This is a genomic window from Streptomyces sp. NPDC059452, assembly GCF_042750035.1.
Lineage (GTDB): Bacteria > Actinomycetota > Actinomycetes > Streptomycetales > Streptomycetaceae > Streptomyces.
The window spans coordinates 1-21560 of sequence record NZ_JBHYVE010000043.1 but is presented as its reverse complement, the minus strand read 5'-3'; the positions used below and the strand labels follow the sequence as shown (position 1 = coordinate 21560).

At 71.9% G+C, this 21560-nt stretch carries 18 protein-coding genes; 7 read left to right on the top strand and 11 right to left on the bottom strand.

The annotated features are described in order from the left end of the window. Positions 1-120 precede the first annotated feature (120 nt). Genes ACFW9Z_RS33915 through ACFW9Z_RS33900 form a run of 4 tightly spaced genes read right to left on the bottom strand, consistent with a single transcriptional unit; the run spans position 121 to position 5854 of the window. Positions 121-1290, bottom strand: a complete 1170-nt coding sequence (locus ACFW9Z_RS33915) for an acyl-CoA dehydrogenase family protein (RefSeq protein WP_384647058.1) — start codon at positions 1288-1290, stop codon at positions 121-123. Positions 1291-1294: 4 nt separating this feature from the next. After that, a complete protein-coding gene (locus ACFW9Z_RS33910) occupies positions 1295-2269 on the bottom strand; it encodes a hydroxymethylglutaryl-CoA lyase (RefSeq protein ID WP_384647056.1) in 975 nt (324 codons plus the stop codon). Continuing rightward, positions 2266-4224: a biotin carboxylase N-terminal domain-containing protein gene (locus ACFW9Z_RS33905; protein ID WP_384647054.1), complete on the bottom strand. Its 1959-nt coding sequence runs from the start codon at positions 4222-4224 to the stop codon at positions 2266-2268. The genes ACFW9Z_RS33910 and ACFW9Z_RS33905 overlap by 4 nt, the downstream gene beginning before the upstream one ends. A 7-nt stretch (positions 4225-4231) precedes the next feature. After that, positions 4232-5854, bottom strand: coding sequence for a carboxyl transferase domain-containing protein (locus tag ACFW9Z_RS33900; RefSeq protein ID WP_384647052.1), 1623 nt, complete (start codon positions 5852-5854; stop codon positions 4232-4234). A gap of 110 nt (positions 5855-5964) precedes the next feature. On the opposite strand from ACFW9Z_RS33900, the gene ACFW9Z_RS33895 reads away from it, so the two are divergent. The 3 genes from ACFW9Z_RS33895 (at position 5965) to ACFW9Z_RS33885 (ending at position 8662) form a co-directional block, all read left to right on the top strand. Continuing rightward, the gene (locus ACFW9Z_RS33895) at positions 5965-6582 is read left to right on the top strand and encodes a TetR/AcrR family transcriptional regulator (protein WP_384647050.1); all 618 of its coding nucleotides are present in this window, start codon (positions 5965-5967) and stop codon (positions 6580-6582) included. Positions 6583-6665: 83 nt separating this feature from the next. Beyond that, positions 6666-7331, top strand: coding sequence for a GPP34 family phosphoprotein (locus ACFW9Z_RS33890; protein WP_384647048.1), 666 nt, complete (start codon positions 6666-6668; stop codon positions 7329-7331). Positions 7332-7435: 104 nt separating this feature from the next. Continuing rightward, on the top strand, positions 7436-8662 hold the full coding sequence (locus ACFW9Z_RS33885; protein WP_384647107.1) for a DUF418 domain-containing protein: 1227 nt from the start codon (positions 7436-7438) through the stop codon (positions 8660-8662). A gap of 9 nt (positions 8663-8671) precedes the next feature. Here the strand turns inward: ACFW9Z_RS33885 and ACFW9Z_RS33880 are convergent, their stop codons facing one another. After that, positions 8672-9586, bottom strand: a complete 915-nt coding sequence (locus ACFW9Z_RS33880) for an NmrA family NAD(P)-binding protein (protein ID WP_384647046.1) — start codon at positions 9584-9586, stop codon at positions 8672-8674. Between the two features lie 270 nt (positions 9587-9856). On the opposite strand from ACFW9Z_RS33880, the gene ACFW9Z_RS33875 reads away from it, so the two are divergent. Continuing rightward, positions 9857-10516 (top strand): TetR/AcrR family transcriptional regulator, encoded by a 660-nt coding sequence (locus ACFW9Z_RS33875; protein WP_384647044.1) that lies wholly within the window; start codon positions 9857-9859, stop codon positions 10514-10516. On the opposite strand, the gene ACFW9Z_RS33870 is transcribed toward ACFW9Z_RS33875, so the two are convergent. Both ACFW9Z_RS33870 and ACFW9Z_RS33865 read right to left on the bottom strand, forming a co-directional pair. Then, positions 10500-13508 carry an SGNH hydrolase domain-containing protein gene (locus ACFW9Z_RS33870; protein WP_384647042.1) on the bottom strand — a complete coding sequence of 1003 codons (3009 nt, stop codon included), beginning with the start codon at positions 13506-13508 and terminating at the stop codon, positions 10500-10502. The two genes, ACFW9Z_RS33875 and ACFW9Z_RS33870, sit on opposite strands and share 17 nt — an antisense overlap. A 24-nt stretch (positions 13509-13532) precedes the next feature. After that, positions 13533-15443, bottom strand: a complete 1911-nt coding sequence (locus ACFW9Z_RS33865) for a glycosyltransferase family 2 protein (protein WP_384647040.1) — start codon at positions 15441-15443, stop codon at positions 13533-13535. A 330-nt stretch (positions 15444-15773) separates the two neighbouring features. On the opposite strand from ACFW9Z_RS33865, the gene ACFW9Z_RS33860 reads away from it, so the two are divergent. Then, the gene (locus ACFW9Z_RS33860) at positions 15774-16619 is read left to right on the top strand and encodes a phosphatase (RefSeq protein ID WP_384647038.1); all 846 of its coding nucleotides are present in this window, start codon (positions 15774-15776) and stop codon (positions 16617-16619) included. Positions 16620-16689: 70 nt separating this feature from the next. On the opposite strand, the gene ACFW9Z_RS33855 is transcribed toward ACFW9Z_RS33860, so the two are convergent. From ACFW9Z_RS33855 to ACFW9Z_RS33845, 3 genes are read right to left on the bottom strand one after another with little or no spacing between them, the layout of a single operon-like run. After that, a complete protein-coding gene (locus tag ACFW9Z_RS33855; protein ID WP_384647036.1) occupies positions 16690-17661 on the bottom strand; it encodes a cation diffusion facilitator family transporter in 972 nt (323 codons plus the stop codon). Positions 17662-17714: 53 nt separating this feature from the next. Next, positions 17715-18587: an acyl-CoA thioesterase gene (locus tag ACFW9Z_RS33850; protein WP_384647034.1), complete on the bottom strand. Its 873-nt coding sequence runs from the start codon at positions 18585-18587 to the stop codon at positions 17715-17717. A gap of 43 nt (positions 18588-18630) precedes the next feature. Next, on the bottom strand, positions 18631-19788 hold the full coding sequence (locus ACFW9Z_RS33845; RefSeq protein WP_384647031.1) for an acyl-CoA dehydrogenase family protein: 1158 nt from the start codon (positions 19786-19788) through the stop codon (positions 18631-18633). 217 nt (positions 19789-20005) lie between these two features. Here ACFW9Z_RS33845 and ACFW9Z_RS33840 point away from each other — a divergent pair, with 217 nt between their 5' ends. Further along, positions 20006-20347: a DUF5713 family protein gene (locus ACFW9Z_RS33840; RefSeq protein ID WP_384647028.1), complete on the top strand. Its 342-nt coding sequence runs from the start codon at positions 20006-20008 to the stop codon at positions 20345-20347. 15 nt (positions 20348-20362) lie between these two features. Here the strand turns inward: ACFW9Z_RS33840 and ACFW9Z_RS33835 are convergent, their stop codons facing one another. After that, positions 20363-20863: a MarR family winged helix-turn-helix transcriptional regulator gene (locus ACFW9Z_RS33835; RefSeq protein WP_384647026.1), complete on the bottom strand. Its 501-nt coding sequence runs from the start codon at positions 20861-20863 to the stop codon at positions 20363-20365. A gap of 276 nt (positions 20864-21139) precedes the next feature. Between ACFW9Z_RS33835 and ACFW9Z_RS33830 the strand changes: the two genes are divergently transcribed. Continuing rightward, positions 21140-21493 (top strand): PRC-barrel domain-containing protein, encoded by a 354-nt coding sequence (locus ACFW9Z_RS33830; protein WP_384647024.1) that lies wholly within the window; start codon positions 21140-21142, stop codon positions 21491-21493. Positions 21494-21560 lie beyond the last annotated feature (67 nt).

Below are 21560 nucleotides of genomic sequence, written 5' to 3'. Positions count from 1 at the left end.
CCGCCGGAGAGGGAGGAGTGATCCCCGGCTGACGCGACCGCCCCGGCCGCCGTGGAACGATCCACGGCGGCCGGGGCGGCAGTCGGAGCATCAGGCGGCGGTCAGAGCTTCAAAACAGGGTCAGGTCGTCGGGAGGCCCAACTCCCTTGCGATCAGCATGCGCTGGACCTCGCTCGTCCCCTCGCCGATCTCCAGGATCTTCGAGTCGCGCCACATCCGCGCCACCGGGTACTCGTTCATGAAGCCGTAGCCGCCGTGGATCTGGGTGGCCTCGCGGGCGTTGTCCACCGCGACCGTGGAGGAGTACAGCTTCGCGATCGCCGCCTGCTTCTTGAACGGTTCGCCCGCCACCAGGCGGGAGGCCGCGTCGCGCCAGCCGATGCGGGACATGTGGGCGCGCATCTCCATGTCGGCGATCTTGAACTGGATCGCCTGGTTCGCGCCGATCGGCTTGCCGAACGCGTGGCGCTCGGCCGCGTACTTCACCGACTCGTCCACGCAGCCCTGCGCCAGACCCGTGGCCAGGGCCGAGATCGCCACCCGGCCCTCGTCCAGGATGCGCAGGAACTGGGCGTAGCCCCGGCCTTCCTCGCCGAGGAGGTTCGCCGCCGGGACGCGGACGTCGGCGAAGGAGAGCTCGCGGGTGTCCGAGGCGTTCCAGCCGACCTTGGAGTACGGGGCCGCGACCGTGAAGCCGGGGGTGCCGGAGGGGACGATGATCGCGGAGATCCGGGGGCGGCCGTCCTCCTTGCGGCCCGTCACCGCTGTGACCGTCACCAAGTCGGTGATGTCCGTACCGGAGTTGGTGATGAAGCACTTCGAGCCGTTGATCACCCACTCGTTGGTCGCCTCGTCCAGCACCGCCGTCGTCCGCGTGCCGCCCGCGTCCGAGCCGCCGTCCGGCTCGGTCAGGCCGAACGCGCCCAGCGCCTCGCCCGAGCAGAGCTTCGGCAGCCACCGCCGCTTCTGCTCCTCCGTACCGAAGAGGTGCAGCGGCATCGCTCCCAGCGACACCCCGGCCTCCAGGGTGATCGCCACCGAGGAGTCCACCCGGGCCAGTTCCTCCAGGGCGATCCCGAGCGCGAGGTAGTCGCCGCCCATGCCGCCGTACTCCTGCGGGAACGGCAGCCCGAACAGGCCCATCCGTCCCATCTCGCGCACGATCTCGTACGGGAATTCATGGCGCTCGTAGAAGTCGCCGATCTTCGGTGCGACCACATCGTGCGCGAACTCCTCGACCGTACGGCGCAGTTCCTCGTGTTCGGCGGTCAGCCGGTGGTCCAGGGACATGGGGTCACTCACTCCTTGTGGGAGAGGAAGAAGGGGGAGAGGTCAGGGCGCGGACCGTGCGGGATGGGCTCGGTCGTCCCAGGTGGTCGGCCAGCCAGATGCTGGTGGCGGTCAAGGCGTCCAGGTCGACGCCCGTTTCGATGCCGAGGCCGTCGAGCATCCAGACCAGGTCCTCGGTGGCCAGGTTGCCCGTGGCGCTCTTCGCGTACGGGCAGCCGCCCAGGCCGCCCGCCGAGGCGTCGATGGTGCTCACGCCGTGCTGGAGCGCCGCCAGGGTGTTGGAGAGCGCCTGGCCGTACGTGTCGTGGAAGTGGACGCCGATCGATGCGGTGGGGACGGCGGAATCGTTCAGGGCCGTCAGCAACGCCGTTACGTGGCCCGGCGTCGCCACCCCGATCGTGTCGCCCAGCGACAGCTCGTCGCAGCCCAGGTCCATCAGGGCCTTGGCCACCTTCACCACTTGGGCGACCGGCACCGCGCCTTCCCACGGGTCCCCGAAGCACATCGACAGGTACCCGCGGACGTGCAGGCCCTCCGTCTTCGCCCGGGCCACCACCGGCTCGAACATCGCCAGCGACTCGTCGACCGTGCGGTTCAGGTTCCGGGCCGCGAACGTCTCCGTCGCCGAGCCGAACACCGCGATGGACCGGGCCCCGAGCGCCAGCGCCCGGTCCAGTCCGCGTTCGTTCGGGACCAGGACGGGGAGCGTTACGTCGCCGATGTCCGCGACCTCGCCGAGGAGCGGGAACAGCGCCTCCGCGTCCGCCAGTTGGGGCACCCACTTCGGGTGGACGAAGCTCGTCGCCTCGATCGTGGTCAGGCCCGCCACCGCCAGGCGGCGGATGAACTCCGCCTTCACCTCCGTCGGGACCGTCTCCTTCTCGTTCTGGAGGCCGTCCCGGGCGCCTACTTCGTGGATGCGGACCCGGGAAGGGAGACCCGGTGCCGGGACCTTCATGGGGAGACCCTGTGCGCTCATGACGCCTCCTCCCCGTCGGTGAACGGAGCCACTACCGCCAGGATCTGGTCCATCGCCACCGTCGCGCCCGCCGTGACATCCAGCTCGGTGACCGTCCCCGCGTGCGGGGCCGAGATCACGTGTTCCATCTTCATCGCCTCCACCACGAGCAGGCTCTGACCTGCCTCGACCTCGTCCCCGACGGCCACCTTCACCACCGTGACCGTGCCCGGCATCGGCGCCGCCAGCGTGTCCGCCCCGGATCGGCCCGCCCCGCTCAGGGACGCCTCCACCGGGTCGTGGTCCTGGACGTGCCAGGTGTCGCCGTCCCGGCCCAGCCAGTCGCCGGAGCGGTGGAAGTGGTGCGTGAGGCCGTGGAGTTCGACCGTGACCCGGTCGGCCGTCACCGTCGCGGAGGCCGGGGTGCTCTGAGTAACGGGTTCAAGTCCCCCTACTCGCAAGGGAAAGAGCAGGGGGGCCCGCACACCCCCCGTCCGCCACCCGCTCGGCACCGAGAACGGGTCCGTCCAGCCCCCCGCGTCCGGCCGGGGCGCCAGGGCGTCGAGGCGGACCGCTGCGGCCGCCGCGTACACCTCGTCCGGTACGCCGTCCGGCACCAGGCCCTCCGCCTCGCGCTCCACCAGCCCCGTGTCGAGGTTGCCCGAGACCACGTCCGGGTGGGCCAGCAGGCGGCGCAGGAAGCCCGCGTTGGTCGGGACGCCCAGGGTCACCGTGTCCGCCAGGGCCGCCCGCAGTTTGCGGATCGCGGTCGCGCGGTCGGGGCCGTACGCGATGACCTTCGACAGCATCGGGTCGTACAGGCTGCCCACCGGCACGCCCTCGCTGAGCCCCGAATCCGTCCGCACCCCGCCGCCCTGCGGCTCGCGCAGCGCCAGCACCGTACCGCCGGAGGGCAGGAAGCCGCGGGAGGGGTCCTCGGCGCAGAGCCTTGCCTCGATCGCCCAGCCGGTCAGGGTGATGTCCTGCTGCGCGTACGGGAGTTGCTCGCCCGACGCCACCCGCAGCTGCCACTCCACCAGGTCCAGGCCGGTGATCAGCTCGGTGACCGGGTGCTCGACCTGGAGGCGGGTGTTCATCTCCATGAAGTAGTACGAGGCCGGGTCGTTGCCCGGGACGATGAACTCCACCGTCCCCGCGCCGACATAGCCGCAACTGCGCGCCGCCTGGACCGCTGCCTCGCCCATCGCCGCCCGGGGCGCCTCGTCCAGCAGGACGCTCGGAGCCTCCTCGATGATCTTCTGGTGGCGGCGCTGGAGCGAGCACTCGCGCTCGCCCAGGTGCACCACGTTGCCGTGGGCGTCGGCCAGCACCTGGATCTCGATGTGGCGCGGGCGGTCGATCCACCGCTCGACGAGGAGGGTGTCGTCGCCGAAGGAGGCGCGCGCCTCGCGCCTGGCCGCCGCGATCTCCTCCGCCAGCACCGCCGCGTCACGGACCAGGCGCATGCCCTTGCCGCCACCCCCGGCGGAGGGCTTCAGGAGAACCGGTGTGCCGATCTCCCTTGCGGCTTCCTCCAGTTGGGCGTCGGTGAGGCCGCTGCCGGAGGAGCCGGGGACCACCGGGACCCCGTATGCCGCGACCGTCTCCTTGGCCCGGATCTTGTCGCCCATGAGCGAGATCGCGGAGGCGGGCGGGCCGATGAAGACCAGGCCCGCTTCCGTGCAGGCGGCAGCGAACTCCGCGTTCTCCGCGAGGAATCCGTAGCCGGGGTGGACCGCCTGCGCTCCCGTCCGGCGGGCCGCTTCGAGGAGCGCGGGCACGTTCAGGTAGCTCTCGGACGCCGGCGGCGGGCCGATCCGTACCGCCGTGTCCGCCTCCCGTACGTGCCGGGCGTCGGCGTCCGCGTCGCTGAAGACCGCGACCGAGCGCACCCCCAGCTCGCGCAGGGTCCGGATCACCCGGACGGCGATCTCGCCGCGGTTGGCGACCAGCACGGTGTCGAACATCGTCGTCATCTGTTCCTCACATCCGGAAGACGCCGAAGCCGGGACCGGCCGGGTCCTTCTGGGGCAGCGGGGCGTTGGCGCAGGCCGTGAGGGCGAGGCCCAGCACCTGCCGGGTGTCCACGGGGTCGATCACGCCGTCGTCCCAGAGCCGGGCGGTGGCGTAGTACGCGTTGCCCTGGGTCTCGTACTGGGCGCGGATCGGGGCCTTGAACGTTTCTTCGTCCTCGGCGCTCCAGTCGTCGCCGAGCTGGTCGCGCTTGACGGTGGCCAGGACGGAGGCCGCCTGCTCGCCGCCCATCACGGAGATCTTGGCGTTGGGCCACATCCACAGGAAGCGGGGGCTGTACGCCCGGCCGCACATGGAGTAGTTGCCCGCCCCGTACGAACCGCCGACCACGACCGTCAGTTTCGGGACGCGGGTGGTGGCGACCGCCGTGACCATCTTGGCGCCGTGCTTGGCGATGCCGCCGTGCTCGTAGTCCTTGCCGACCATGAAGCCGGAGACGTTCTGGAGGAAGACGAGCGGGATGCCGCGCTGGTCGCACAGCTCGATGAAGTGCGCGCCCTTCTGGGCCGACTCGGCGAACAGGATGCCGTTGTTCGCGACGATGCCGACAGGGTGGCCGTGGATCCGGGCGAAGCCGGTGATCAGCGTCGTACCGTACTCCGCCTTGAACTCCTGGAAGCGGGAGCCGTCCACGATCCGGGCGATCACCTCGCGTACGTCGTACGGCGTGCGCGAGTCCACGGGCACCGCCCCGTACAGACCAGCCGGGTCCACCTTCGGCTCCTCGGCCGGTTCGACCGACCAGGGGAGCGGGGCGCGGTCCGGGAGGGTCGCGACGATGTTGCGGACGATGCGCAGCGCGTGTGCGTCGTCCTCGGCCAGGTGGTCGGTGACGCCGGAGATCCGGGAGTGGACCTCGCCGCCGCCCAGCTCCTCCGCCGTGACGACCTCACCGGTCGCGGCCTTCACCAGCGGCGGGCCGCCGAGGAAGATCGTGCCCTGGTTACGGACGATCACGGCCTCGTCGCTCATCGCCGGGACGTACGCCCCGCCCGCCGTGCAGGAGCCCAGCACCGCCGCGATCTGCGGAATGCCCGCCGCCGACATCCGGGCCTGGTTGTAGAAGATCCGCCCGAAGTGGTCCCGGTCGGGGAAGACCTCGTCCTGCATCGGGAGGAAGGCGCCGCCCGAGTCGACCAGGTAGAGGCAGGGGAGACGGTTCTCCAGGGCCACTTCCTGGGCGCGCAGGTGCTTCTTCACGGTCATCGGGTAGTACGTGCCGCCCTTGACGGTCGCGTCATTGGCGACGACCACGCACTCCCGGCCCGAGACCCGCCCGATCCCCGCGATCACGCCCGCGGCCGGGGCCTGGTCCCCGTACATCCCGTCCGCCGCCAGCGGGGCCAGCTCCAGGAACGGCGAACCCGGGTCGAGGAGGGTGTCCACCCGGTCCCGGGGGAGCAGCTTGCCGCGCGCCTCGTGGCGGGCCCGCGCCTTCTCACCCCCGCCCAGCCGTGCCGTGGCGAGCCGTGCCGCCAGCTCGTCGGAGAGCGCGTGATGCGCCGCCTCGTTGGCCTGCCAGGCCTCCGAGGCGGGATCGGCCGCGCTCGCCAGGACCGGTGCCTGCTCCATCGTGTCGAGCCCCCTTGCCCGTACCGCGATCATGTCAGTGGTGTTAATGACCGTTAACGCGTTTCCCTCAGGTTAACGAGCGCTAACGACCCTGTCTAGAATGAATCCTCATGAGCACCCATGCCGCCGCCCGCGTCGCGGCCCCCACCCGCCGTGAGCAGATCCTGCGGGAGGCCGCACGCCTGTTCGCCGAGCGCGGCTTCCACGGTGTCGGCGTCGACGAGATAGGCGCCGCGGTCGGTATCAGCGGCCCCGGCCTCTACCGCCACTTCCCCGGCAAGGACGCGATGCTCGCCGAGCTGCTGGTGGGCATCAGCGAGCGGCTCCTCGACGGCGGCCGCCTGCGGGTCTCGGAGGACGCCGAGCGGGGCGGCGGCTCCCCGGAGGCGCTTCTGGACGCGCTCATCGAGGGCCACATCGACTTCGCCCTCGACGACCGCCCCCTCATCACCCTCCACGACCGCGAGCTGGACCGGCTGCGCGACACGGACCGCAAGCGGGTGCGCCGGCTCCAGCGCGAGTACGTGGAGGTCTGGGTCGGGGTCGTACGCGCCCTCTACCCCGGCCTCCCCGAGAACGAGGCCCGCGTCACCGTGCACGCCGTCTTCGGCCTGCTGAACTCCACCCCGCACCTGGCCCGCCCGGAGGCCCGCCCCGGCCGCGAGGCCACCGCCGCGCTGCTGCACCGGCTGGCGCGCGGCGCGTTCGCGGCGGCGGGCCCTTCCTGAGCGGCAGACTCATCTCCTGGGCAACCCGGGAAGGGTTCTCCACGTCTGTCCGACCAGGACGAAGAGAATCGGGGAGCCTGACCATGGCCGTCTCGCTGGGCGAAGAGATCATGCTGTTGTCGCTGGACGACGCGACCGGCGCGGCGAAGGGGGAGTCGGCGGCGCGCTGGGGCGTGGCCGCGGGCATGCTGCTGGAGCTGGTCATGGCGGGCCGGGTCACGGTGAAGAGCGGCCGCGTCGAGGTCTTCGACCCGTCCCCGACCGGGGACACCCTGCTGGACGGGCGGCTCGACCGGCTGGCGCGGTGGGTCCACGGGGCCTCCAGCAGCCGCAAGGTGACCGACTGGCTGGCCCGGGACCACGCCAAGGGCTCACAGGACGTCGTGGACAGCCTCTGCGCCCGTGGCCTGGTGACCGAGGAGCGCCACCGGGCCCTCGGCGTCTTCCCCGTACGCCGCTATCCGGAGGCCGACGGCTCCGTCGAGCGGGAGCTGCGCGCCCGGCTGGCCGCCGTGGTGCTGCACGGGGCCGAGCCGGACGTCCGCAGCAGCGCACTGATCGCGCTGCTGCACGCCACGGGCATGCATCCGCAGACCTTCCCCGGCCTGCCGAAGAAGCAGGTGGCCCCGCGCATGGCGGAGGTCGCCGAGGGGCACTGGGTGGGCGTGAGCGTGCGGGAGGCGATCCGCAATCTCCAGGCGGCGATCTCCACGGTGACCGTGGTGACGGTCCTGTCGGTGGTCTCGTGAACGGCCTGGGCGGCGGTGGTTTCGTGCCCCGTCCGGACACCGGTGGTTTGGTGAACCGTCCGGACGCCGGTGGTTCGGTGAACCGTCCGGACACCAGCGGTTTGGTGAACCGTCCGGACACCAGCGGTTCGGTGAACCGCCCGGGCACCATCGAGCTGACGGCCGGAACCCTCCGGCCCCACCGCATCGTCGAGGTCGACGCGCTGCGCGGCTTCGCCCTCTGCGGCATCTTCCTGGCCAACGTCCTGGTGATGGCGGGCCTCGACGGGCAGCGCGGCGGCGGACCGGACGCCACAGCCGCGGACCAGGTGGCGCAGTGGCTCGTCATGATGTTCGTGCAGACCAAGTTCTACCTGCTGTTCTCCTTCCTCTTCGGCTACAGCTTCACCCTCCAGATGGCCTCGGCCGAACGCGACGGCGCCTCCTTCAGGCCCAGGATGCTGCGCCGTCTGCTCGGCCTGTTCGTGCTCGGCGCCCTGCACGCCGTCCTGTTGTACCCCGGCGACATCCTCACCACGTACGCCGTCCTCGGCCTGGTCCTCCTCGCCGTCCGGGCCGCCGACCCGGCCGGGGTGTGGCGTGCCGCGCTCTGGGTGTACGGGGCCGTCGCCACGCTCTACCTGCTCCTCGCGGCGCTCCTCGCCCTGGTGGACCCGGGCGACGAGGACGGGGCCCTCGCCACCCGGACGGCCGAGCTGACCGCCGCGTACCGGGGCGGCCCGGCCGATGTCGTCCGCGCCAACATGGATGCCTGGGGCGACCTCGTGGCCGGGCTCTTCATGATGGGAGGCATGGTCGTCGCCGCGTTCCTGGCCGGGTTCGTGGCGGGGCGGCGCCGCCTGCTGACGGACGCCCCGGCCCGCGCGGTCCGGCTGCGCCGGATCTGTGTCTGGGGCTTCGCCGTCGGGCTGCCCGGCGGCGCGCTCATGGCGGCGGGCATGGTGGGACCGCTGGGCGCCCGCTGGGAGGTCCCGCTGTTCCTCGTCGGAATGATCACCGCCCCGGCGCTCAGCGCCGCGTACGCCGGCGGCCTCCTCCTCTGGTTCACCACCCCGCGCGGTGCCCGCCTCGCCGCCCGGCTGGCCCCGGCGGGCCGCATGGCCCTCACCAACTACCTGACGCAGTCGCTCGTGATGGCCCTCGTCTTCACCGGTTACGGGGCGGCCCTGTACGGCCGGGCCGGTGCGGCGGCCGTGGTGGGCGGGGCGTTGCTCTTCTACGGGTTCCAACTCGCCGCCTCCGCCTGGCTGATGAGGCGCCACCGCCTCGGCCCGGTCGAACGGCTGCTGCGTGCGGTCACGTTGTGGGGGCGGCCGTCGCCCCGCGTCTGAAGGCCGTTCTCAGGCCGTCGTCAGGTGATCGTGCGTCCAGGCGGCGAACGTGGTCACCGGAATCCCGAGCGCCCGGGCGAGTTCGGGGCGGGCCGGCTGGGTGACGGCGTTGCTCCAGAGGTGTCCGGCGCCCCACGTCGGCATGCCCGCCGCGAGGGCCTCGTCGAGGCTCATCGTCGGTGCCTCCACCCGTACGTTCCACGCGGCGGACAGCGTCCGGGCGACCTCCTCCATGGTGAGCAGATCCCCGGCGAGCTCCAGCTCCACCCGGTGGAAGCGGTCGGGATCCCGTACGGCGTGGGAGACGGCCGCGCCGATGTCCTCGGTCGCCACCAGCGCCAGGACCGTGTCCGGCAGCAGGACCGTCGCCAGGCCGCCTTCGGGTCCGTGGGGCGCCAGTTGGGGCAGGTTGTCCATGAAGAACGCGGGCTTGACCACGGTCCAGCGGGCGAAGCCCGCCCCGCGCACCTGCTCCAGGATCGCCTGCTTGGTGTCGAAGTAGCCCTCCAGCGCCGCCCACCGGCCCGCCGCCCAGCCCGGTGTCTCCGTGTGCCGCCCGACCCCGCTGGTCGAGGACTGGACGAACTGGGGTACGCCGACGGCCCGCGCCGCCTCGATCAGATGGGTCGCCTGGGCCAGCTCCGCGCCGAAGTCGATCCCGGTCCCGGCCCCGTCCATCGGCGGCATCTGCACCGAGAACACGGCACGGACGCCCGCGCAGGCCGGATCCAGCGAGGGCCGGTCGGCGAGGTCTCCGGTGACCAGTTCGACGCCCAGCGCCTCGACGGCCTGCGCGCGCGGGGAGTGCGGGTTGCGCACCAGCGCGCGCACCGGCACGTTCGCCGCCAGCAGCGCCCGGGTGACGGCCCCGCCCTGACGTCCGGTGGCACCGGTGACCAGTACGGGGGCGGAACGTGATGCCATGGCTGTGTCTCCTCGCGGGTCGGGAACGGCGCAGCTGGGGGAGAGCTGCGTACCCAGGGAGCGGCGCAGCTCGGGGAACGTGAAACGGCGGGGCCCGCCGTTTCCTGCTCGGTACGATATGGCGGGGCCCGCCACTTGGCAAGGAGGGCCACTTGGCAAGGAGCCACTCGGCGAGGAGCCACTTGGCGAGGAGAGCCACTTGGCAAGGAGCCACTTGGCGAGGAGAGCCACTTGGCAAGGAGCCACTTGGCGAGGAGAGAAGGAGAGCACGTGCCCGGTCAGCGCTCGGACGCCCGCCGCAACTACAGCCGCATCCTCGCCGTGGCGGAGGCGGAGGTCGCCCGGCACGGCGCCGCCGCCTCCCTCGAACAGGTCGCCCGTACCGCCGGTGTCGGCTCCGCCACCGTGCGCCGCCACTTCCCCACCCGGCAGGCCCTGCTCGAAGCCGTCTTCCAGGAACGCATCCAGGCCCTCTGCGACCGGGCGGACGCGCTGAGCCGGTCCGGCGACAGCCGGACCGCCCTGCTGGACTGGCTCCACGACCTCGTGCGGTACGCCGTCTCCGCCCGCGGCCTGGCCGACGCCCTCACCTACGAGCCCCCCACCGAGCCCCCCCGCACGGACGCCCCCGCTGAAGCGCCCACCACCGTCCCCACCACCGCGCCCGCCGACGCCTCCCCCCACGGCCCGACCGCCACCCCCACCGCCACCCCCGCGCCGCACTCCTGCGCCGCGCTGCTCGAAAGCGCGGCCACCCCCCTGCTCCGGCGCGCCCTGCGCGACGAGGTGGTCAGGCCGGGCGTCACCTTCCACGACCTGATCACCCTCGCCGTCGGCATCGCCCTGGCCACCGAGCACCACGCGGAACCGATGGTCCAGGCCGACCGCCTCTTCACGCTCACCGTCGAGGGGCTCAGCCCCCGTCCTTGACCGAGACCGTGACGTGGTCCACCCGCATCGGATGGCCCGGTTCGGTGTCCGGCCCGGCCGTGGCGCCGTCCGCCTCCGGGAGCTTGCCGCCGATCGCCACGTTGAGGATCAGGAACACCCCGTGGTCCACCGCCCGCTTCCAGGTCCCGGCGTCCATCCGGTCGGCGCTCACCCGGTGGTACACGCGGCCGTCCAGATACCAGCGGACCTCGTCCGCGCCCAGGTCCACTTCCACGGCGTACGAGTGGAACTCCGTACGGCAGGTCGCGCACGGCTGCGGACCCGAGGTCAGCCCCACGGGCTCCTCGCACGGCCCGCCGTCCAGCACCCCGCAGTGCATCGAGCCGAAGACGGTGTCCCGGCCGTTGACGGACTCCATGATGTCCAGCTCACCGACGCCCGGCCACCCCGTGTACCCGTCGCGCAGCGAGGCGCCCAGGGTCCAGAACGCCGGCCAGTAGCCCGCCGCCTTCGGCCCGGTCACGTCCGGCAGCGCGATCGACGCCTCGATCCGCAGCACCCCGCCGGGCGGCGGCGCGAAGTCGGAACGTACGGTCTCGATCCGGCCCGAACTCCACTGGTCACCCTTCCTGGTGGGGACGATCTCCAGTGCGCCCTTCCCGTCCAGGCGGACGTTGTCGGTGGAGTCGGTCATGGTCTCGATCTCGCCGGTTCCCCACTGCGGGGCCGGGCAGCCGGGGTAGCAGGTGCCGATGTCGTACTGCCAGTTCACGGGGGAGGGGCGGCTGCCCGCGGCCCCCTCGAAGTCGTCCCGCAGCAGCTCGGTCCAGCCGTCGGCTCCGGGGGCCGCAGGGGTTGTGGCCGTCGGCAGCGCCCCCGCCTCCGTCAGCAGCCGCTCCAGCCTCGGGGTGAGGACGACGGCCGCCACGTTCGTCAGGTGGGCGTCGTCCCGGTAGAGCAGGATGCGGTCCCTTACGGCCGGGCAGGTCGGGCCGTCCCCCGGGCACAGGACCGGGTTCACGCTGATGGACCGTACGCCCGGCACCTTCCCCGCCGCGATCCGCCGCGCCAGCGGATCGGCCGGGACCGCCTCCGCCCGGTCGAACGCACAGGCGGCGGCATCATCGGGAGAGCCGGAGACGCAGGCGGGGATGTCCGTACCGGGTACGGGGGTGTCCTCGATGTACACGATCGGGGCGCCGGTCTCCCGCAGCGGGCGCAGGGTCTTCTCCCAGGCGGAGGTGAGGAGTTCACGGTCATCGGTGTACCGGTTGAGGGAGGCGATCACGATGAGCCGGGGCGTGGGCCCCGTACGCAACCGCTCCAGGACGTCCGCACGCCAGGTGTCGCACTCCCGGTAGGTGCGGCCCAGTTGAGGGCTCTCCACCGTCAACTGCGGTAGCGGGCAACCCTGCTTGACCAACTCCTGGAGCGCCCAGCCGCGTTGGGCGGCCAGCGCCAGCATCGGGGAGAACCACTGGCCCGCGTGCGAGTCGCCGAGCAGCACGATCCGGTCCGGGCTCTCCACCGCCCCGAACAGGCACTCCGGGCTCCGCGTCACCTCCGGGGCGACCTGGCAGCCCTCGTCCGGCGGGAAGTCCTTGCGCGCCTGCGCCGGGCTCGGCACCACCGGGCCGTCCCCTGCGGAGGCCCCGAGCAGCGACGGCCCGGCGGCGGCGCCCGGCGGGAGACCCTTGACGTCGACCGGCGTGGTCGGGCCCATCAGGTGCAGCGTCGCCGTGCCCACCACCAGGGCCAGCGCGACCGGCAGCACGATGGCGGAGACGCCCACCGCCAAGCCCCGGCGCGGGAGTTCGGAGACCGTACGGCTGCGGCGCAGCGGCTGCTCGACCCAGCGCATCGTGGCGAGGGCGGGCAGTACGGCCGCCAGCGTCAGCGCGGTCTTCGCGGGCCAGCCCAGCGTGCCGAACCGGGCCTCGGCGAGGACGAGCACCGGCCAGTGCCACAGGTACAGGTTGTACGAGAGCCGCCCGACCGCCCGGGGCCCCCGCCCCGCCAGCAGCCGCCCGACCCCGTAGGTGCCCTGGACGTTCCGCTCGCCCCGGCCGGGTATCGCGGCGAGGATCACGGCGGCGGTGGCCAGGGTCGGGACGAGCGCCGCGTAACCGGGGTACGGCGTCGAGGCGTCGTACGCCACCACGCACCAGCCGATCGCCACGGCCCCGCCCCAGCCGCACAGCAGTCGCAGCGGACGCGGGCCGCGCAGCAGGTGCCACGGCAGCAGCGCGAGCAGCGCCCCGACGCCGAACTGCCAGACGCGTGAGGGCGTTCCGAGGTACGCGAGCGAGACCGAGTGCTCCGTCCAGTGCAGGGACAGCGCGAACGAGCCGAGGACCAGCACCCCGGTGACCAGCGCCACGGCCGACCGCACGGCCCGGCCCCGGCGGACCGCACGGGTGGCGCAGAGGACGACGACCGCGAGGAGCGGGGCCCAGAAGAGGTAGAACTGCTCCTCCACGGCGAGCGACCAGAAGTGCAGCAGCGGGCTCTGGTCGTGCCCGGCGGCGAGGTAGTCGGTCTGCTGGGAGACGAACCGCCAGTTGGCGACGGAGAGCGCCGCCGCGAGGACGTCGTACTCCAGGTCGGTGCGGCGCAGCGGTACGGTCAGCCAGGCCCCGGCCACCGCCACGGCCGCGAGCACCACGGCCGCCGAGGGCAGCAGGCGCCGGGCCCGGCGGGAGAAGAAGTCGCCGAGCCGGATGCGGCCGGTACTGATCGCCTCGCGGACGAGCAGGCCGGTGATCAGGTAGCCGGAGATGACGAAGAAGACGTCGACCCCGATGAACCCGCCCGCCGTGCCCGGGATTTCGGCGTGGAAGGCAAGGACGGAGAGGACGGCGACCGCGCGCAGCCCCTCGATGTCGGGCCGGAAGGTGGAGCGGTGCGGGCTCGGCCCGGACTCGCCGCCGCCGGAGCGCGCGGCGGGTGGTGCGGGCGGCGGGACGGAGGCCGGTGCGGAGGTCTGCGCGGATCGCTTCCGGCGTGGGCCGGGAGCCAGGAGGAAGGGCATGGTGGTGAGGCCTTTCAGCGCGGCTCAGCCCGACCAGGGGAGCATGGGGTTGACCCATCCCGAGGCGAGCAGACCGGTGAGCAGGAGGACGGCGGAGGCGGCGAGGGTCTCGGGCCAGCGGCGGGGCAGCATGCCGGGTGCGGGGCGCGGGTGCGGGGCCGTACGGGAGCGCAGGGCGGCGAGCAGCTTCGCGGACCGCCCCACCGGACGGGGCCCGGCCTCTGCGGGATGGGGCTTGGCTCCTGCGGGATTGGGCTTGGCTTCTGCCGGATGGAGTCCGGCTTCTGCGGGATGGGGCCTGGCTTCTGCGGGACGGAGCTCGGCCCCCGCCGAATGGAGCGCAGCCTCCGCCGGATGGACCTCGTCCCCCACCGGGAGGATCTCAGCCCCCACCGGACGGCTCCCAGCCCTCGTCGGACGCAGCTCGGCCAACAGGTCCCGTACCAGCGGCACATTGATGTGGAGCTGCACCAACAGGTACAGGCCCAGGCCCCAGTTGGGCTCCCAGCCGTTACGGGCCACGGCCAGCGCGATGCCCGTCGCCGCCGCCCCGTTGGAGAGGACCAGCCAGACCAGCGAGACGCCCACCACCCGGCGGGCCATCGACCCCGAACTCCCCTTGTTCTGCGCCCCTGTGGGCACCCAGGCGGCGCTGCGCCCCCGCAGCGTGTGCAGGAACGCGGTGGCGGCGGCCACGCTGGTGAGGACGTTGGCCCGGATGACCTCGACCCGCCACCGGGTCCGGCTGATCCGGGGGAGCAGCACATGCCAGAGCCAGAGCGGGGCGAGCAGCGGCAGGACGTGCCAGGGCCGGATGTGGTCCGGATACCAGAACATCATCACCAGTGGCGGCAGCGGCGCGGCGAAGGTGTTCACGGCCGTGGTGAGGTACCCGACGACTCCCTCGTAGAAGCAGAGCCGCATCCGCCAGGGCGCCCGCATCCGCTTCAGGACCGGGGTCCCGAGCAGATGGAGGTTGCCCATCGCCCACCGGTACTGCTGGTTGACGAAGGAGGTGAGCTCGTCGGGCGAGGTCCCCTTGGCGACCAGCACGGGGACGTACTGCGTGCGGAACCCCTTCTCGTGCAGCGCGAGCCCGGTGTACAGGTCCTCGCTGTGGTCGAGCCGGGCGAAGCCGCCGGCCAGGTCGATCGCGCTGCGCCGGTAGACGGCGTTGGAGCCGCAGCAGATGGCGGCGTCACTGGCATCCCGGGACGGCTGGATCCAGCGGAAGAACCACTCCTGGGCGGAGCCCGCGGCGCGCTGGATCCACCCCATGTCCTCGTCGGTGTCGAACCACTGCGGGCTCTGCACGATGCCGACGGCGGGGTCGGCGAGGTACGGCACCAGGTGGCGCAGGAAGTCCGGGCGGGGCGCGAAGTCCGCGTCCAGGATCGCGATGTACTCCGAACTGCTCAGCGTGAGGGCGTGGTTGAGGTTGCCCGCCTTCTTCAGGTGGCCCCGGTCGGGGCGGACGACGTACTCGTACCCGTACGAGGCGGCCAGCGCGGCGACCTCGGGCCGGTCGCCGTCGTCCAGCACCCAGACGGTCAGCGCGCCCGGCCAGTCCACGGCGGCGACCGCGCGGTAGGCGTTGGCGAGGATGGGGAGCGGCTCGCCGCAGGTCGGCAAGTACAGGTCCACGGAGGGCAGTTCGGCGGGCTGCCAGGCACGGATGAGGATCTCGTGCGACGGCCGGGTCAGCCGCCGCTTGCGCAGGCTGTTGACGGAGGAGAGCAGGAGTGCCACGACGTTCAGCCCGAGGATCGCGAGGAACGCCCAGAGCGCCGGGGTCCGCAGGGCGAAGGCGAACATGGTGGCCGCGGTGAAGACGAAGGCGAGTGAACTGCTCACCAGGACCCAGCGGCGCTGCGGCCCGAAGTACCAGTACAGCTCGTCGTCGGACGGTGGTTGCGGAAGGTGATGCACGGTCATAAAGCCCCCCACGGCTGTGTATGTACCCGTTTCAGGTGGCCCACCCTAGTGCCAAAGGTATAGACCACTTGCGCGAGAGCGAGGTGGTGGGCGGAAATGAGACAGCGGATTGGCGTGACTCAATTGGTCCAGACCTCTGGGCGTTCCCATTCGACCGGCCGCACCCGTCGGGCCGAGGAAGGCGCAGGTCACGGGCGGATGAACAATCCCGGAAGAGTCCGGAAGAGTTACGGGGGCTTGCGGCGGGAGCGCCCTGCGTACGGGACGGCCGGGGTGTCCGGCGTACGGGATACCGGGCACGCCCCGCACCCCGGACGGCACAATGGGTGCATGCCGATACCCAGCCGCGCCGCCCTCGTCGACCACCTCGTCCGTACGCGTATCGCGGGGGACGTCGCCACGCCACGCGACAACAACCTCTCCCACTACCGCAAGCTCGCCAACGGTGACCGCCACTACTGGCTGGGCCTGGAGCTCGGCGACCGCTGGACCGACGAGCAGGACGTGCTCGCGGTGATGGCCGAGCGCTGCGGAGTGAACGACGACCCCGCCCACCGGACGGGCCAGGACACCATCGATCCCGAGCTGACGGTGGACGCCCTGGAGCGGATGGCGGCCCGCCTGCGCAAGGCGGCGGACGGCCGGGAGCGCGTCCTGTTCGCCACCGGCCACCCGGGCGGCCTGCTGGACGTGCACCGGCAGACGGCGGACGCGCTGCGCCGGGCGGGCTGCGAGATCGTCCGCATCCCGTCGGGGCTGATGGCGGACGAGGGCATGGTCTTCCAGTTCGCCGACGTGGCGATGCTGGAGCGCGGGGCGACCCTCTGGCACACCCACTCCCCGGCCCCGATGGCCGCCATCCTGGACGCCATGGCGCACCTGGGCCGCCCGCTGCCCGACCTCGTCGTCGCGGACCACGGCTGGGCGGGGTGCGCGGGCCAGCGGGGGCTGGACGCGATCGGTTACGCGGACTGCAACGACCCGGCCCTCTTCCTCGGCGAGTCGGAGGGCACCCTCCAGGTCACCGTCCCCCTGGACGACCACGTCACCGACCCGCGCTTCTACGACCCGATGACGGAGTACCTGCTGCACGCGGCGGGACTGCTGGAGGAGGAGGCGACGCCGGAGCCCGCGGGGCCTGTGGCGCCGCCCCTCGCGGAGGAGCCTGCGGCGTAGGGCCTGGGGCGGGGCCCCTCGCGGAGGAGCCCGCGGCATAAGGCCTGGGGCGGGGCCGTGAGGCTGAGGCTCAGGAGCCGGGGGGCTGCCGCTGTTCCCGCCGACGCCGCTGCTCATGCCCCGGCGTCGGGTCCAGATACACCCGCCGGACCGACGGGAACCGCTCCCGCAACTGTGCCTCCGCCTCCTCGCACGCCCACTCGACCTCCTCGGCGGTGGCCATGTCCCGGAAGTCGATCTTCGCGGCGATCAGGATCTCGCTCGGCCCCTGGATGAGCGTGGTCAGCTCCAGTACGCCGACGATGTGCGGTACGGACTTCAGCTCCTCGCGCACCCCCGCCCGCATCGCCGCGGGCAGCGGCCGCCCGATGAGCAGTTGCGCGTTGGACCGCCCGAGCACCCAGGCCACGTACACCAGGAGCAGGCCGATCAGGCAGGACGCGATCCCGTCCCAGACCCCCGACCCCGTGAGCTGCCCGCCGAGCAGCCCGCCCGCCGCCAGCAGCAGTCCGATCAGGGCCGCCGAGTCCTCCATGACGACGGCCTTCACGGCGGTGTCGGGCGTGTGGCGCAGGTAGTACGTGTCCGGCACTCGCAGCCGGGCCGCCTCGCGCCGGACCTGTTTGACGCCGGTGCGCAGGGAGTAGCCCTCCAGCAGGAAGGCGACGCCGAGGACCACGTACGAGACGAGCGGGTCGCCCAGCTCCTCGCCCGCGATCAGGGTGTGCACCCCGTCGTAGATCGAGAAGACCGCACCGCCGACGAAGGTGGCGATGGAGGCGAGCATGGCCCAGATGTAGCGTTCGGGGCCGTAACCGAGGGGGTGGTCCTCGTCGGCCGGCTTCTCGCTCCGCTTGAGCGCGGTGAGGAGCATGACCTCGGTGACGGTGTCCGCGACCGAGTGGGCCGCCTCGGAGAGCATCGCGCTCGACCCGCTGATCAGCCCGGCGACGGCCTTCGCCACGGCGATGCCGAGGTTGGCGAGGGCCGCCACGATCACCGTGAAGGTGGACTCCCCGCCATCAGCTTTCGAGTCGCTCATGGTGGGGAGTATGTCCGAAATGGGGCGGCAGGCGGTGCTCATCCCGCCGCTGGTCAACGAGGGACCCGGACGACACCCTCCTGGATGACGGTGATCGCCAGGCGCCCGTCGGCGGTGTGGATACGGGCCTGGCCCAGCCCCCGCCCGCCGGAGGCCGACGGCGACTCCTGGTCGTACAGCAGCCACTCGTCCGCCCGGAAGGGCCGGTGGAACCACATCGCGTGGTCCAGGCTCGCCCCGACCACGTCCCCGACCGCCCAGCCGCCCCGCCCGTGGGCCAGGAGCACCGAGTCCAGGAGCGTCATGTCGGAGACGTACGTGGCCATGCAGACGTGCAGCAGCGGGTCGTCCGCGAGCTTGCCGTTGGTCCGGAACCAGACCTGCGAGCGCGGCTCGCGCGCCTCGCCCACCGTGCCGAACGGCGGCGCGTCCACATACCGCAGGTCGACGGCGGCCCGCGCCTCGATCAGCCGGTCGGCCATTCCGGGGTCGGCGAAGAGGTGCGCGTACCGCGGCAGCATCTCGGCGGCCGTGGGCAGGGTCTCCGGATCGGGGGAGGCGGGCATGTCCGCCTGGTGCTCCAGCCCGTCCTCGTACGTCTGGAAGGACGCGGAGAGGTGGAAGATCGGCTGCCCGTGCTGGACGGCGACGACCCGGCGGGTGGTGAAGGACTTCCCGTCGCGGATGCGGTCGACGCTGTAGACGATGGGCGCGCCCGGATCACCGGCCCGCAGGAAGTACGCGTGCAGGGAGTGGGCCACCCGCTCGGCGGGGACGGTACGGCCCGCGGCGACCAGCGCCTGGGCCGCGACCTGCCCGCCGAACACCCGGGGCACGACCGAACTGCGGCTCGCGCCCCGGAAGATGTCCCGCTCGATCTGCTCCAGGTCGAGCAGATCGAGCAGGGAATCGAGTGCTGCGCTCATGGAGTGAACGTAGTCCTTACCGCCTTGTGGAAGGGCGTGCTGCCTACAGCCCCATCGACTTGGCGATGATCGACTTCATGACCTCGCTGGTGCCGCCGTAGATGCGGTTGACCCGGTTGTCCGCGTACAGGCGGGCGATCGGGTACTCGTTCATGAAGCCGTAGCCGCCGTGGAGCTGGAGGCAGCGGTCGATGACGCGGTGGGCGACCTCGGTGCAGAACAGCTTGGCGGAGGCGGCCTCCGCCGCCGTGAGTTCACCGGCGTCCAGGGCCTCCAGGGCGCGGTCGGCGACGGCCTGGGCCGCGTCCACCTCGGCCTGGCAGGCGGCCAGCTCGAACTTGGTGTTCTGGAAGGAGGCGACGGTCTTGCCGAAGACCGTGCGCTCCTGCACGTACTCCTTGGCGAACCGGACGGCTGCGGCGGCCTGCGCGTACGCGCCGAAGGCGATGCCCCAGCGCTCGGAGGCCAGGTTGGTGCCGAGGTAGCCGAAGCCCTTGTTCTCCTCGCCCATGAGGTCCTCGACCGGGACCTTGACGTCGACGAACGCCAGCTCGGCGGTGTCGGAGGTCTTCAGGCCGAGCTTGTCGAGCTTGCGGCCGACCGAGTAGCCCTCGGACTTGGTGTCGACGGCGAAGAGGGAGATGCCGAAGCGGCGGTCGTCCTCGCGCGGGGCGGCGGTACGGGCACAGACGATCACGCGGTCGGCGTGGACGCCACCGGTGATGAAGGTCTTCGCGCCGTTGAGGACGTAGTGCGTGCCGTCCTCGGAGAGCTTGGCGGTGGTCTTCATGCCCGCGACGTCGGAGCCGGTGCCCGGCTCGGTCATCGCGAGGGCCCACATCTCCTCGCCGGTCGCGAACTTCGGCAGCCAGCGCTTCTTCTGCTCGTCGGTGGCGAGCATCTTGATGTACGGGAGGCCGAGCAGCGTGTGCACGCCGGAGCCGCCGAAGGAGACACCCGCGCGGGAGGTCTCCTCGTAGATGACGGCCTCGTACTTGTGCGAGTCGATGCCCGCGCCGCCGTACTCCTCGTCGACCTCGATACCGAAGATGCCCAGCTCACCGAGCTTGAGGTAGAAGTCACGCGGCACCTCACCGGCGGCGAACCACTCGTCGTACACCGGCACGACCTCGGCGGCGATGAAGGCGCGGATGGTCTCCCGGAACGCCTCGTGGTCCTCGTTGAATACCGTACGGCGCACGGGGTGCCTCCTTGGTCGGCTGGTGTGTCGGTCGCTCGCGCACGCTCACCGGGCAGGGCTAAGCGCTTGCTCATTCCCTATCGAAGTTACCGGTCGGTCAAGGAGCTGTCCAGGGTGATGCTGAGCACGCGCGTGGGCGTTGTCAGTGGTGTGGTGCACGATCGATGGAAGCGCATCGGTACGGGGGATGCGGGTGGGTGCGGGTGGAGGGGACATCGTGACGATCATGAACCAGCAGGTGGCGGAGCACGCGTTCTTGCTCCCGCTGTACGAGGACGACTACTTCCCGGACCACGTCCTGGACCGGGGCCGGGCGGTGCTGCTGCGCCTGTGCGAGCGGATCGAGGCCGAACGGCCGGGGGACCTGTCGGCGCTGTACCGCCTGACCGAGGGGGCGACGGAGGAGTTCAACGCCCTGGAGGCGGAGTTCGAGGCGGCGGGCAGCGAGATCGAGACGGTGGCCCGGGAGGAGATAGGCGAGGCGTTCTGGTTCATCGCGCAGGCGTACGGCTTCGAGGACGCGGACGGGGAGGAACTGATCGCGGCACGGGAGTGGTGAGGGGGGTCGGGGGCGTCAGCCCGTACGTCGCCCCGCCCCATCGTTCGGCGGCTCCGCCCGTACGACGGTGAGCGCGGCGCGGATGGCCTCCACGGCCTCCATCAGCCGGGCCCGCGAGGCCGGTGACGCCCGCGCCAGGACGGCCGCCAGCCGCTCCTCGCGCAGGTCCCGCAGCCGGTCCAGGTGCGCCCGCCCCTGCGCGGTCAGCCGCAGCTCGACCTCGCGCCGACTGGCCGTGCTGGAGGACCGCCGTACGAAGCCGATGGCCTCCAGCCGGTCGCACAGGCGGCTCACCGACGACGGGGCGGCCTCCAGCTCCGCGCCGAGCCGCCGCAGATTGATGCCCTCCCGCCGTTCGAGCACGTACATCACCCGGAGCTGCGGCGCGGACACGGTGACGGGCGAGGACGTGTCGGGGGCCCGCGCCCAGTAGACCTCCAGCAGCTCGATGACCCCGCGCACCGCCCTCGCCACATCGCGAAGCCGGTGATCAGGGCCGGATTGCTCTACGCCCATGCTGGAACACCCTCGGTCGAGCTGCGGCCCCGTCCACGCCTGCGGGCAGGTCCTTCATAGCGTTGACGCCCCAGCCGTTCCGAAACCCATGATTCTTCTTCCGGCGCCGCGCGGGGGCGCGGCCGCGGGGGCGTCGAATTCCCGCGAAATGGATCGAAAAACGCACGAGTTCACAGACATGGTGCCGAAGGTGCCGGGCACGAGGCTGGCAGCGGTTGCTCAGGAAGTGAGCACGGCGGAATCATTCACGTGCGATCGAAGATCGAAGGAGCACTTATGAGCGAGAACCTGTGGGGCTACCAGCCGACCGCCGGCCACACCGCCGGTACCGACCTGATCGGTTACAAGGTCGAGGCGACGGACGGCAGCATCGGCAAGGTCGACAAGCACTCCGACGACGTCACGTCCTCGTACCTGGTGGTCGACACCGGCGTATGGATCTTCGGCAAGCACGTCCTGCTCCCGGCGGGCACGGTCAGCCGGATCGACGCCGACGACAAGAAGGTCTACATAGACCTCACGAAGGACCAGATCAAGGAAGCCCCGGAGTTCGACAAGGACAAGCACATCGGCGACTCGGACTTCCACCGCACGACGGGTGAGTACTACGGGCGCCACCGCCGCGTCTGAGCGGACGGTGTGAGGCCGGCGGATACCGGCGTACGGGCAGCGGGCGGGGCGGAACGCGGATCATCGC

Coding starts and splice junctions, on each gene's coding strand:
- ACFW9Z_RS33865 (WP_384647040.1), bottom strand. CDS start 15,443: ATGACCGTGCATCACCTTCCGCAACCACCGTCCGACGACGAGCTGTAC.
- ACFW9Z_RS33835 (WP_384647026.1), bottom strand. CDS start 20,863: ATGGGCGTAGAGCAATCCGGCCCTGATCACCGGCTTCGCGATGTGGCG.
- ACFW9Z_RS33830 (WP_384647024.1), top strand. CDS start 21,140: ATGAGCGAGAACCTGTGGGGCTACCAGCCGACCGCCGGCCACACCGCC.
- ACFW9Z_RS33850 (WP_384647034.1), bottom strand. CDS start 18,587: ATGAGCGCAGCACTCGATTCCCTGCTCGATCTGCTCGACCTGGAGCAG.
- ACFW9Z_RS33910 (WP_384647056.1), bottom strand. CDS start 2,269: ATGAGCGCACAGGGTCTCCCCATGAAGGTCCCGGCACCGGGTCTCCCT.
- ACFW9Z_RS33880 (WP_384647046.1), bottom strand. CDS start 9,586: ATGGCATCACGTTCCGCCCCCGTACTGGTCACCGGTGCCACCGGACGT.
- ACFW9Z_RS33905 (WP_384647054.1), bottom strand. CDS start 4,224: ATGACGACGATGTTCGACACCGTGCTGGTCGCCAACCGCGGCGAGATC.
- ACFW9Z_RS33870 (WP_384647042.1), bottom strand. CDS start 13,508: ATGCCCTTCCTCCTGGCTCCCGGCCCACGCCGGAAGCGATCCGCGCAG.
- ACFW9Z_RS33915 (WP_384647058.1), bottom strand. CDS start 1,290: ATGTCCCTGGACCACCGGCTGACCGCCGAACACGAGGAACTGCGCCGT.
- ACFW9Z_RS33860 (WP_384647038.1), top strand. CDS start 15,774: ATGCCGATACCCAGCCGCGCCGCCCTCGTCGACCACCTCGTCCGTACG.
- ACFW9Z_RS33890 (WP_384647048.1), top strand. CDS start 6,666: ATGGCCGTCTCGCTGGGCGAAGAGATCATGCTGTTGTCGCTGGACGAC.
- ACFW9Z_RS33895 (WP_384647050.1), top strand. CDS start 5,965: ATGAGCACCCATGCCGCCGCCCGCGTCGCGGCCCCCACCCGCCGTGAG.
- ACFW9Z_RS33900 (WP_384647052.1), bottom strand. CDS start 5,854: ATGGAGCAGGCACCGGTCCTGGCGAGCGCGGCCGATCCCGCCTCGGAG.
- ACFW9Z_RS33855 (WP_384647036.1), bottom strand. CDS start 17,661: ATGAGCGACTCGAAAGCTGATGGCGGGGAGTCCACCTTCACGGTGATC.